Annotated in this window: 12 protein-coding genes; 11 read left to right on the top strand and 1 reads right to left on the bottom strand. The window is 61.1% G+C overall.

Annotation, left to right across the window (positions count from 1 at the left end; all coding sequences use genetic code 11):
- Positions 1 to 19 precede the first annotated feature (19 nt).
- A complete protein-coding gene (gene hemP / locus NKI47_RS30040; RefSeq protein WP_023678236.1) occupies positions 20 to 124 on the bottom strand; it encodes a hemin uptake protein HemP in 105 nt (34 codons plus the stop codon).
- Positions 125 to 711: 587 nt separating this feature from the next.
- Here hemP and NKI47_RS30035 point away from each other — a divergent pair.
- The 11 genes from NKI47_RS30035 to nifB all read left to right on the top strand — a co-directional run bounded on the left by NKI47_RS30035 (position 712) and on the right by nifB (position 11,750).
- Positions 712 to 1,032, top strand: coding sequence for a HesB/IscA family protein (locus NKI47_RS30035; protein ID WP_023678237.1), 321 nt, complete (start codon positions 712 to 714; stop codon positions 1,030 to 1,032).
- A 264-nt stretch (positions 1,033 to 1,296) separates the two neighbouring features.
- Positions 1,297 to 1,542: a NifU family protein gene (locus NKI47_RS30030; RefSeq protein ID WP_352472419.1), complete on the top strand. Its 246-nt coding sequence runs from the start codon at positions 1,297 to 1,299 to the stop codon at positions 1,540 to 1,542.
- Entirely contained in the window at positions 1,493 to 2,710 is a 1,218-nt protein-coding gene (gene nifS, locus NKI47_RS30025; RefSeq protein WP_352594676.1) for a cysteine desulfurase NifS, read from the top strand. Before NKI47_RS30030 ends, nifS begins: the two co-directional genes overlap by 50 nt.
- Positions 2,707 to 3,915, top strand: coding sequence for a homocitrate synthase (gene nifV / locus NKI47_RS30020; RefSeq protein ID WP_352594674.1), 1,209 nt, complete (start codon positions 2,707 to 2,709; stop codon positions 3,913 to 3,915). The genes nifS and nifV overlap by 4 nt, the downstream gene beginning before the upstream one ends.
- Positions 3,912 to 4,292 (top strand): nitrogenase stabilizing/protective protein NifW, encoded by a 381-nt coding sequence (gene nifW / locus NKI47_RS30015; protein ID WP_352480507.1) that lies wholly within the window; start codon positions 3,912 to 3,914, stop codon positions 4,290 to 4,292. Before nifV ends, nifW begins: the two co-directional genes overlap by 4 nt.
- A gap of 188 nt (positions 4,293 to 4,480) precedes the next feature.
- Positions 4,481 to 5,332 (top strand): electron transfer flavoprotein subunit beta/FixA family protein, encoded by an 852-nt coding sequence (locus NKI47_RS30010; protein WP_352594673.1) that lies wholly within the window; start codon positions 4,481 to 4,483, stop codon positions 5,330 to 5,332.
- Positions 5,333 to 5,350: 18 nt separating this feature from the next.
- Complete coding sequence (locus NKI47_RS30005; protein ID WP_352594671.1) at positions 5,351 to 6,460, top strand: electron transfer flavoprotein subunit alpha/FixB family protein; 1,110 nt, start codon at positions 5,351 to 5,353, stop codon at positions 6,458 to 6,460.
- Positions 6,461 to 6,469: 9 nt separating this feature from the next.
- Entirely contained in the window at positions 6,470 to 7,777 is a 1,308-nt protein-coding gene (locus NKI47_RS30000; protein WP_352594712.1) for an FAD-binding protein, read from the top strand.
- A gap of 11 nt (positions 7,778 to 7,788) precedes the next feature.
- Positions 7,789 to 8,088, top strand: a complete 300-nt coding sequence (locus tag NKI47_RS29995) for a ferredoxin family protein (RefSeq protein ID WP_352594669.1) — start codon at positions 7,789 to 7,791, stop codon at positions 8,086 to 8,088.
- A 181-nt stretch (positions 8,089 to 8,269) separates the two neighbouring features.
- On the top strand, positions 8,270 to 10,033 hold the full coding sequence (nifA, locus tag NKI47_RS29990; protein ID WP_352594668.1) for a nif-specific transcriptional activator NifA: 1,764 nt from the start codon (positions 8,270 to 8,272) through the stop codon (positions 10,031 to 10,033).
- Positions 10,034 to 10,271: 238 nt separating this feature from the next.
- Positions 10,272 to 11,750: a nitrogenase cofactor biosynthesis protein NifB gene (gene nifB / locus NKI47_RS29985; protein ID WP_352594666.1), complete on the top strand. Its 1,479-nt coding sequence runs from the start codon at positions 10,272 to 10,274 to the stop codon at positions 11,748 to 11,750.
- Positions 11,751 to 11,782 lie beyond the last annotated feature (32 nt).

The following is an 11,782-nucleotide window of genomic DNA, read 5'->3' as shown; positions in this document are numbered from 1 at the left end:
TTCCACCTACGTGTGAGGATCAGCTGCCCTGCCGGTGAATCTTCAGCCGATAGGGCGCGCCGTAATGCTCGACCCTGATCTGCTGCTGGCCCGTGAACAAAGTGTCGCTGGACAGCGTGCGCACGTCGTCGCACCCGCCCGAAAACCGGGGGTGCTATCGGAGCGGCGAGACCCGAGTGACACGAGCAGGCACATGCCGATGGAATCTCATCGAGCCGGTCGGTGGCCACCGGGCGGTGGTGAGCGATTGTGGGTGTTGTCGCAATCGGCCAATCGGTCATTCGGATGCCACGGGCGGCGCTGCTTCGCCAAACAAAGCGTGTCTGACCCAGTCCTGACATGTTGCTCCCTTGCTTCGCCGCATCGATCGCGAGGGCACCCACGACACGATTGTGGATCGGCAGTCTCTTGCCGCCTCGCCAGTGGAGCTTCAAAAACCGTGCCAATTGCGCCGAAGCAAGCTCAGAAGGAGTCTTCTGTAATGGTCATTGGTTTAATGTGAGTTCAGCCAACAACTCAGGCCCAACATCCCGCGTGGCGGACCCGACAAACCCGACAGTACGTGTCGGTTGGCCGACACCTTCGCAGCAATGGACTCACAAGAACCACCGCAGGGTCAGAGATGCCGCGCTGTGTTGAAACGGTTTTCGCTTTGGCACGGTGCATGCAGCGTGATGCGCAAGCAGGTCCCGGACTGAGGAGAATGGAGCCATGATTACGCTCACCGACAACGCTGTTGCCGCCATCAAGACTGCTCTTTCCCGCGCCAGCGAGCCGGCGGAAGGCTTTCGCATCATGGTCCAGGCCGGCGGCTGCGCCGGCTTCAAATACTTAATGGGCCTGGAGAGCGTGTCGCGCGAGGGCGACGCGATCACCGAGACAGATGGGATCAAGCTGTTCGTGGACGCGGGCTCCCAACCGCATGTCGCCGGCATGACCGTCGACTTCCTCACCGGGCTCGAATCTTCCGGCTTTGTCTTCGATAACCCCAACGCGCGCGAGAAGTGCGGCTGCGGCAAGTCCTTCAGTTGATCGCCCGAAGCGCCTGTGCGGGTCCATGAAGCGATTGCCGCCGACGGACTCATATGCGGCAGAGGAGGCTTATATGGCCGGCACAACAGATGTCCCTGTCCTCAAGAACAAGGCAAGGTCGAAGCCGATCTTGGGACCGGCAATCGCTTCAGGTAGGACGCAAAGAACGTCGCCTCCCGAAACAGTTCGGTTCCTGGTGGCACCCAAGCTGCTGGCCGCCAAATCGCGCCGCTGCGCCAAATTCGGCTTATCGATAACGTTGTCGTGTTCGGGCGTCCTTACCTGCGGGCTGACGGCGGCGACTGCGGACTTGTCCATGTCGACGCCGATCCGGTCTACGTCAAACTCTCGGGCGTCTGCGCCGGCTGCCAGTTCGGCCCCATCATCATCAACGGCATACGCCAGAGGCTCAATGAGGCGGTCGCGCGCTCGCGTCATTCCGGTCAACTGAGGATCGCACATGAAACCTGTCTACCTCGACAACAACGCAACCACACGGGTCGATCCTGAGGTCGTGCAAGCGATGTTGCCGTTCTTTAGGGATCAATTCGGCAACCCTTCGTCGGCGCACGCTCTTGGCGCCTCAGTCAGTGCGGCGGTGAGAAAGGCGCGGAGGCAGTTGCAAGCTCTGATCGGCGCGGAGTTCGACGATGAGATCACCTTCACCTCGGGTGGGACAGAAAGCGACAATGCAGCGCTTCTTTCGGCGCTCGAGGCGGCGCCCAACCGAACCGAGATCGTGACGTCCGCGGTCGAGCATCCCGCCGTGCTGACGCTCTGCGCGCATCTTGAGAAGACCCGCCGCGTCAAGGTGCACAGGATCCCGGTGGATTGCCGTGGCCGGCTCGACCTCGACGCCTATATGGCCGCCCTCACCCCACAGGTGGCAATCGTCTCGATAATGTGGGCGAACAATGAGACTGGTGTGATCTTCCCCGTGGTCAGGCTTGCCGAGTTGGCCAAGGAAGTGGGCGCCCTTTTCCATACCGATGCTGTGCAGGCGGTCGGCAAGCTTCCGATGGACCTGAAGTCGGCCGCAATCGACATGCTGTCGCTCTCCGGCCACAAGCTGCACGGGCCGAAAGGGATCGGCGCGCTTTTCGTAAAACGTGGCGTCAATTTCCACTCGATGATCAAGGGGGGCCACCAAGAACACAACCGGCGTGCTGGCACCGAGAATACGCCCGGCATAGTCGGGCTCGGCATGGCGGCCGAACTCGCCTTGAAATTCATGGACGACGAGACCACACGGGTAAAGTCGCTCCGCGACCGTTTAGAGGACGGAATTCTCCAGCGCATCCCAAGCACCTGTGTCACTGGTGATCCCCTGGAACGGTTGCCCAACACCGCAAACATCTCCTTCGAACATGTCGAAAGTGATGGAATTCCACTTCTCCTCAGCCGCGTGGGCATCGCGTGTTCCTCCGGCTCCGCCTGCACCTCCGGCTCGCTGGAACCGAGCCATGTCCTGAGCGCGATGAAAACGCCACACGCGGCAGTCCGCTTCTCCTTGGCGCGGGACAACGGCGAAGCGGACGTCGACCGGGTGCTCGAGGTCATGCCGGCAATCGTGGAGAAGCTGCGTGGCTTTCCCAGTTCTGGGCCGGGTAAGCGAAGCTCCGAAGACGTTCAATCCGGTCTATGCCTGAGCGGCAGCAGAACAGGCTACCGTCCATGACCCGTCATGTCTTTCTCAACGATACGACCTTGCGCGATGGCGAGCAGGCGCCCGGCGTCGTCTTTACCACGACGGAAAAGCTGGAGATCGCCGAGTCTCTTGCGGCGGCCGGCGTCACAGAGATCGAGATCGGCACGCCGGTCATGGGCGCCGACGAGATCGAAACAATTCGCGCCGTGGTCGCGCGGTGTCTCCCGGTTCGGCTCATGGCCTGGTGCCGGATGACGTCGCTGGATCTCGATGCAGCGATCGAGAGCGGCGTCCACGCCGTCAATCTATCGCTGCCTGCGTCGGACATCCAACTTGCCGCCAAGCTCGGCCTCGATAAGGCGGGAGCGCTCCAGGTCATCGAACATATGGTCAGGCGCGCAGCCGCCGCCGGCTTCTTCGTCGCGGTGGGCTGCGAGGATGCCTCGCGGGCCAATCGGGATTATCTCGCCCGCGTCATCGAGACGGCTGCACGCGCCGGCGCAAGCCGCGTCAGGCTAGCCGACACAGTCGGCGTTCTCGACCCGTTTTCGACCTTCGAACTTGTCGCCCAGCTCGTGCCGCAGTCTCCAATCGACCTTGAATTTCATGCGCACAACGATCTCGGACTTGCTGCCGCCAACACGCTGGCCGCGATCCGCGCAGGCGCGCGCCATGCGTCCGTCACCGTCCTGGGGCTCGGCGAGCGTGCGGGCAATGCCGCGCTGGAAGAGGTGGCCGCCGCGATGGCGGTCCTCGACGGCGCGGATACCGGCATCGAGCTGACCGCATTGCCCGACCTCGCCGCCCAGGTGGCTTGGGCCGCCCGCCGGCAGACCGCGGCCATTAAACCGGTCGTCGGCGCCGATGTTTTCACGCACGAATCCGGCATTCACGTCGCAGGGCTGCTGAAGGACTCGCGTACTTATCAGGGGCTCGATCCGGCTCTCGTGGGCCGCTGCCGGCGTATCGTGATCGGCAAGCATTCCGGCGCCACTGCGATTGCCCATGTGCTGAGCGAAAGCGGCCGCGATCTCGACCCGGATCTGGCAGCCGCGATGGTGGCCCGCGCCCGGCGCGAGGCGGCCGAGACCAAATCGACCGTCACTGCAACTCAACTGGTCGAGCTCTACGATGGAATGTGCAGCGAGGCATCCCTCGCGGAGCTGTGCGGGTCCAGGTCAGCCGTGCGCGAGCGCACCGACACCACAGTTTTCCGACCAGGGAGAATGCAATGAATTGTTCCGCTGACAGCCGCCCTATCGATGTCACCGACATCCTCGCACGACTGAAGCGCCTGTCGGCTGCGGAGGAGTTCTTCGCAGTCCTTGGCGTCTCCTATGATCCGAAGGTGCTGAATGTCTCGCGGCTCCATATCATGAAGCGCGTGGGCCAATACCTTGCCGAAGAAGATTTCTCCGGTCTGCCCGACCAGGTGATTGCCGCGCGGGTGCGCGCGACGCTCGAACGCGCTTACGAAGACTTCGCGATTTCCTCGCCGCTCTCGCATCGGGTCTTCAAGGTGCTCAAAGACCACGATCCGAACAAACCTGCCACGCCGGGCCGCACCTTTGTCCCGTTCGACTCCGTACTGAAGCGGTTCGGACAGGAATGACCGCGACACGGGTTGCGACGCGACAATGTCGAGAAGCCGACAAATCCGTCATCACCACGGCGCCCTCGGAAGCAACCAAGCGAAGTTCTGAGGAATAGGGGGCAGCGCAAAACAGTTGGCACGATTGATGCGCTCCAAAGAGATAACCGCCAAGCCCGCATCCGGACAGGAGCCTAGAGAAACCGCCAATGCACATCGTAATCTGCATCAAGCAGGTGCCGGACTCGGCACAGATAAGGGTCCATCCGGTGACGAACACGATCATGCGCCAGGGTGTTCCGACTATCATCAACCCTTACGACCTGTTCGCCCTCGAAGAAGCCCTCAGGCTGCGCGACGCCTATGGTGGCGAAGTCACCGTGCTCACTATGGGTCCGCCCATGGCAGAGGACGCGCTGCGCAAGGCGCTCGGTTACGGCGCCGACCGAGCGGTGCTCTTGACCGACCGCTATTTTGCCGGCTCCGACACGCTGGCGACCTCGTTCGCCCTTTCCCAGGCAATCGCGAAGGTTGGCGAGACGTTCGGCACGCCAGACCTCGTCTTCACTGGCAAGCAGACGATCGATGGCGACACCGCCCAGGTCGGGCCCGGCATCGCCAAGCGCCTCGGACTCCTGCAACTGACCTATGTCGCGAAGATCGCCTCTATTGACCTTGCTGCACGCGAGATCAAGGTCGAGCGCCGCTCCGAAGGCGGCACACAGATGCTGAAGAGCAGGCTCCCTTGCCTCATCACCATGCTGGAAGGCACAAACGAGATCCGCCGGGGCTCGATCCAGGACGCCCTGTGCGCCGCGCGCAGCCTGGTCTTGAAATGGAGTGCGGCCGACGCCGGCATTGAGGATCTCACCAAATGCGGCCTGCGCGGTTCACCGACGGTGGTCAAGCGCGTTTTCGCGCCTCCTGCGCGAGCGGAAAAGGCGGCAAAAATCGACACCGCCGAGATGGCCTTGCGCGATGTCGCTGACGAACTCATCACGGCAATCTTCACCCGCCAGCCGGCATTGGAAAATGAGCTCGCCTTCAACGGCGGCGCGTGAGAGGGCAAGGATCAGACGATGTCGAACGCGAACCGAGAAACCCCTCGCCCTGCCGCCGGCCGTGCCGGCATAAAGAAGGAGCTGCCCGCGCATTTCAAGGACTACCGGCACGTTTGGGTTTTCATCGAGCTCGAACGCGGCCAGGTCCATCCCGTATCATTCGAACTGCTCGGCGAAGGCCGCAAGTTAGCAGACAAGCTTCAGGTCCAGCTTGCGGGCGTCGTGCTTGGACCGCCGGGAGAGGCCATCGGGAACGCCGTTGCCGAAGCGTTCGCTTATGGCGCCGACCTTGTCTACATCGTCGAGGCGCCGCTGCTCGCCGACTATCGGAACGAGCCATTCACCAAGGCGATGACGGATCTGGTCGATACCCACAAACCCGAGATCCTTCTTCTCGGTGCCACCACACTCGGCAGGGATCTTGCCGGCTCCGTGGCGACGACCTTGCAGACAGGGCTCACGGCCGACTGCACCGAACTCGATGTGGATACCGACGGTTCGCTCGCCGCCACCCGTCCGACTTTCGGCGGTTCCTTGTTGTGCACGATCTACACGCTCAATTTCCGACCCCAGATGGCGACAGTGCGACCGAGGGTCATGCCCATGCCGCAGCGGGCGGATAAACCGGTCGGGCGTGTCATCCGGCACAAGCTCTCGGCAGCCGAGGACGAGATCGTTACCAAAGTCCTGGGCTTCCTGCCGGATAGTCAGTCGGCAAAGGCAAATCTTGCCTATGCCGACGTCGTGGTTGCGGGAGGCCTCGGTCTTGGCGCGGCGGAAAACCTGCAGCTTGTGAAGAATCTCGCGCGAGCAATTGGTGCCGAGCATGGCTGTTCGCGCCCGTTGGTCCAGAAGAGCTGGATGTCGGCTGATCGGCAGATCGGCCAAACTGGCAAGACCATCCGGCCGAAGCTTTACATAGCGGCCGGGATTTCCGGCGCCGTCCAGCATCGGGTTGGCGTCGAGGGGGCGGATCTCATCGTGGCCATCAACACCGACCCGAACGCGCCGATTTTCGATTTCGCTCACCTCGGGATCGTCACCGACGCGATCCGCTTCCTGCCCGCACTGACGGAAGCCTTCACCCGGCGGCTGTCGCCCCACAGTCGCGACAAGCTTGCGAGCTAAGGGATGGACATGATTGAGGAACAATTCGACGCCATTGTTATTGGGGCCGGCATGTCCGGAAACGCAGCTGCTTACACCATGGCCAGCCACGGCCTGAAGGTGCTGCAGTTGGAGCGGGGTGAATATCCGGGCTCCAAGAATGTCCAAGGTGCCATCATGTACGCGAACATGCTGGAGAAGATCATCCCGGATTTCCGGGACGATGCGCCTCTCGAGCGGCATTTGGTTGAACAGCGGCTTTGGGTGATGGACGACACATCCCATACCGGGATTCACTATCGGTCGGACGACTTCAATGAGGCGAAGCCCAACCGCTACACGATCATCCGTGCCCAGTTCGATAAATGGTTTTCGCGTAAGGTGCGCGAGGCCGGCGCGACGGTTCTGTGCGAGACGACCGTGACGGAACTCATCCGTGACGCCAAGGACAGGGTGATCGGCGTCCGCACAGACCGGGCCGGCGGAGCCATCTACGCGGACGTGGTCGTTCTCGCAGAAGGTGTCTGCGGACTGCTTGGCACGCGAGCCGGCCTGCGCGAGATGCCGAAGCCGCAAACCGTGGCGCTCGCCGTCAAGGAAATGCATTTCCTGCCCGAAGAGGTCATTGAGCAGCGGTTCGGCCTCAAAGGCGATGAAGGCTGTGTGATCGAGGCGGTGGGCACGACCTCCCGCAGCATGGCCGGGCTCGGCTTCCTCTACACCAACAAGGAGTCGATCTCACTGGGCATTGGCTGCCTCGTCTCCGATTTCGCCGCGATGGTCGAGAGCCCTTACGTCCTCCTCGACGCCTTAAAAACCCATCCTTCGATCCGGCCGCTGATTGCCGGCTCGGAAGTGAAAGAATATTCCGCGCATCTCATTCCCGAAGGCGGCTACAAGGCTATTCCGCAGCTCTTTGGCGACGGTTGGGTCGTGGTCGGCGATGCCGCGCAACTGAACAACGCCATTCACCGCGAGGGTTCGAACCTCGCCATGACCTCCGGCCGCATCGCGGCTGAGGCAATCATCGAGGTCAGGAGCCGCAACGGTCCTATGACCAAACGGAATCTCGCCCTTTACAAAGCCATGCTGGACAAGTCCTTCGTGGTCAAGGACCTAAGGAAATACAAAGACATGCCGGCCTTGCTCCACACCAATTCCTGCAATTACTTCACGACTTATCCGCGGTTGATGTCGCAAGCCGCGCAGAACTTCATGCGTGTCGACGGCACGCCGAAGATCGAGAAGGAAAAGGCGACCACGGCGGCCTTCATCAAGGCCCGCTCGCGCTGGGGGCTGGTCAGCGACGCGGTCCGCCTTGCATTGGCGTGGCGCTGAGGGGAGACGAAATGACGATCGCAGTGACGAAGTCACGTGTCGAGGACAAGCTTTACCAGAACCGCTACTTGGTGGATTCCGGCCGTCCGCATATCAAAGTGCGACCGCACGAGAGGCCAAGCGCGAACTTGCTCGCGCTGACCCACGTCTGCCCCGCGAAATGCTACGAGTTGAACGACAAAGGTCAAGTGGAGATCACCCCCGACGGCTGCATGGAGTGCGGCACCTGCCGGATTTTGTGCGAGGCCAGTGGCGAGATCGAGTGGAACTATCCACGCGGCGGCTTCGGAGTCCTCTTCAAATTCGGATGACCGAGGCACGCACCGTGTCAACAGGGTCAATCTTGGTACAGCTGAGGTCGCGACCAACGCCAAGTCTATCTTTGCTGGAATCGCCTCGCAACGAGAGAAGCTCGTGAATACTGTGCTTTCAAAATTCAGACTCAGACACAAAAGGAGGAGCACTCTGGACGACAACCCCTGAGGTGTTTCCATGGCTCACGTACCGCAAGATCGGGTCGACGAGGTAGCACCTCGGGATACCCGCCCTGAACCGCCCATCAAAAGCATGCCCCAAGCAGATATCGCGCTCAGGGGACTCTACGAGATATCGAAGGTGCTGACCGCCCCCAGCGAGCTGGAGATTACGCTCGCCAATGTCGTGAACATCCTGCCTTCGTTTCTGCAGATGCGTCACGGAGCAATCGTCGTCCTGGACGCTGAAGGAGAGCCGGAGATTGCCGCAACTGCCGGCAATACCCACGCACCTCAATCAGGCACTCGCCGCGTCATACCACAGGCCATAACAGATCAAATCGTCGCTACGGGGACGCCGCTCTTCATACCGGACGTCCGCAAGTCCCAACTATTTCAGGCTGACCTTCAAACATCTTCGAGCAGCGGCACCATCCCAATTGCCTTTATCGGTATCCCGCTAAAGGCTGATCATAAAATCCTTGGGACATTGTCGATCGACCGCGCCGGAGACGGCGCCACCGACTTTCGCGACGACGAGGACACATACTTCCTGACGATGGTCGCCAACCTTGTCGGCCGGACGATCCGTCTCCATCGCATCCTGAGTACAGATCGTCAGCGGTCTGTCCATGAGCAATGGAGACCGGAGAAATCGCCCAACGAGGGGAGGACCTACGACCCTGCCCGGCATGCGGATGTCAAAACCGACGGGATCATCGGGGAAAGCCCCGCACTCAAGCAGGTGCTCGAAACCGTCTCGGTCGTAGCAGGGACCAATTCCACCGTGCTACTGCGGGGTGAAAGCGGCACCGGCAAGGAATTCTTTGCGCAAGCCATCCATAAGCTCTCACGTCGGAGGAAGAAGTCTTTCGTCAAATTGAACTGCGCCGCACTGTCTGAAAGCGTTCTGGAGTCAGAACTGTTTGGGCATGAAAAGGGCGCTTTCACGGGTGCTATCTCCCAGCGCGCCGGTCGTTTTGAATTGGCAAATGAGGGAACTCTGCTACTTGATGAAATCGGCGAGATTTCGCCGGCCTTTCAAGCCAAGCTGTTGCGTGTCTTGCAGGAAGGCGAGTTGGAGCGAGTCGGCGGCACCAAAACGCTACAGGTCGACGTGCGCCTCATATGCGCCACCAACAAGGACCTCGAGACGGCCGTCATAAAAGGGGAGTTCAGGGCCGACCTTTATTACCGCATCAATGTGGTGCCAATTATCCTGCCTCCGCTCAGAGAGCGACCCGGCGATATTCCACGCCTTGCGAACGCCTTCCTCAATCGATTCAACAAGGAGAACGATCGCGCACTCGCCTTCGCGCCGTCGGCGCTTGACCTGATCTCGCAATGCTACTTCCCTGGTAACGTCCGCGAGCTGGAGAACTGCGTCCAAAGGACGGCCACACTTGCGCGTTCAAGGACGATCACGCCATCCGATTTCGCCTGTAAGAAGAGCCAGTGCCTTTCCTGGCTCCTCTGGAAGCGAGCCGACCGCTCGAATGGCGGCAATACCATCGACGATCTCGCACGGGTCAACGCAGTGCCGGTCGGATTGCGGCTGCCGGCCAGTCGCATCGGTGCCTCCGCAGGCAACGTATCTCCCCTTGCGGCCGGCGATCCAAACGATCCCGCTTGTCCCCCGCGTCTGACGGAACGCGACCGGCTGATCGACGCGATGGACAAGGCCGGTTGGGTTCAGGCCAGGGCGGCTCGTATCCTCGGCCTCACGCCGCGGCAAATCGGCTACGCGCTGCGCCGATATGGCATCGAGGTGAAGAAATTCTAGACGTCGTGATGACGTCAAACGTAAGCCCGGAGTAGTCTCCCTCACACCCTTCGCGCCCAAGGCTGGTAGCCTTCGCGACCCGATTTGCTTGTCCACTGTCGGAAGCCCGACAAAGGTGTGTCGGAGCAATCCGACGGAATCCGACACGAAAGCTAATTCGTGAACCAAAACCGCTCTTTGAGCTGGCATAGCTCTTGCGGTTTGAACTGCGACATTCACCCAGCAACGGAGCCGTTCGATGTCCGCACCGGCAATTTCGCTTGAGAGCCTCAGCACGACATTCGGTGACCACTTGCTTGCCACCGTGAAAGCCGGTGGCTGCGCGTCTTCGTCCTGCGGCTCGTCGATAAAGCCGGACGACACGGATCCGGCTATCTGGGAGACGATCAAGGATCACCCCTGCTTTTCAGAAGAGGCGCACCACTATTTCGCGCGCATGCACGTCGCGGTCGCGCCCGGCTGCAATATCCAGTGCAACTACTGCAATCGCAAATATGACTGCGCCAACGAAAGCCGGCCTGGGGTGGTCTCCGAAAAGCTGACGCCCGACCAGGCGCTACGCAAGGTGGTCGCGGTCGCCAACGAGGTGCCGCAGCTCTCCGTGCTCGGCATCGCCGGACCGGGCGATGCCTGTTACGACTGGAAGAAGACGAAGGCAACGTTCGAACGAGTCGCCAGGGAAATCCCAGACATCAAGTTTTGCATCTCCACGAATGGGCTCGCGCTGCCGGACCATGTCGATGAGCTTGCCGACATGAATGTCGATCACGTGACGATCACCATCAACATGGTCGACCCTGAGGTCGGTGCAAAGATCTATCCTTGGATCTTTTACGACCATCGCCGCTACGTCGGCATCGAAGCCGCCCGGATCCTGCACGAGCGGCAGATGTTGGGTCTGGAGATGCTGACCGCGCGCGGCATCCTCACCAAAATCAATTCAGTGATGATCCCCGGCGTGAACGATGAGCATCTGATCAAGGTGAATAGATGGGTCAAGGAGCGAGGCGCGTTCCTGCACAACCTCATGCCGCTGATTTCGGACCCGGCGCACGGCACGCACTACGGACTGAGCGGGCAACGCGGCCCAAACGCAATGGAGATGAAGGCTCTTCAGGATCGTGTCGAAGGCGGCGCCCAGTTGATGCGCCACTGCCGGCAGTGCCGGGCAGATGCCGTCGGCCTGCTCGGTGAGGATCGTGGCCAGGAATTCACACTCGACCGGATTCCCGGCGAGGTCACCTACGATGCCAGCAATCGCAAGGCCTATCGGGAGCTGGTCGCGGAGGAGCGCCGTGATCACGTGGCGGCTAGGAGAGAAGCGATCGGATTGGTCAAGGCAGCGAGCCCCGGCAAGTCCCTTCTCTTCGCGGTGGCGACCAAGGGCGGCGGCCGCGTCAATGAACATTTCGGCCATGCGAAGGAATTCCAGGTTTATCAAGCCTCGCCGAGAGGGATCAGCTTTGTCGGGCATCGCAAGGTGGAGCAGTATTGCCTCGGCGGCTGGGGCGGAGAAGCCGCCCTCGATGGCGTCATCGCAGCGCTTGAAGGCATAGATATCGTGCTGTGCGCCAAGATCGGAAATTGCCCCGAGGATCAGCTCGCGGACGCTGGAATCCGAGCCACCGACGCTTATGCCCATGACTATATCGAGACCGCAATCAGCGCGATTTACGCGGCCGCGTCTGGGACCCCCGCACTCGCGGCGACAGCCTGAGCGCGTCTCATCCATTCGGACCAGGAGTTAAA

Origin of the sequence: Mesorhizobium sp. M0633 (genome assembly GCF_040320645.1) — a bacterium.
Taxonomy (GTDB): domain Bacteria; phylum Pseudomonadota; class Alphaproteobacteria; order Rhizobiales; family Rhizobiaceae; genus Mesorhizobium.
Note: the sequence above shows the minus strand (reverse complement) of the source record. Positions and strands in the feature narration are given on the sequence as shown.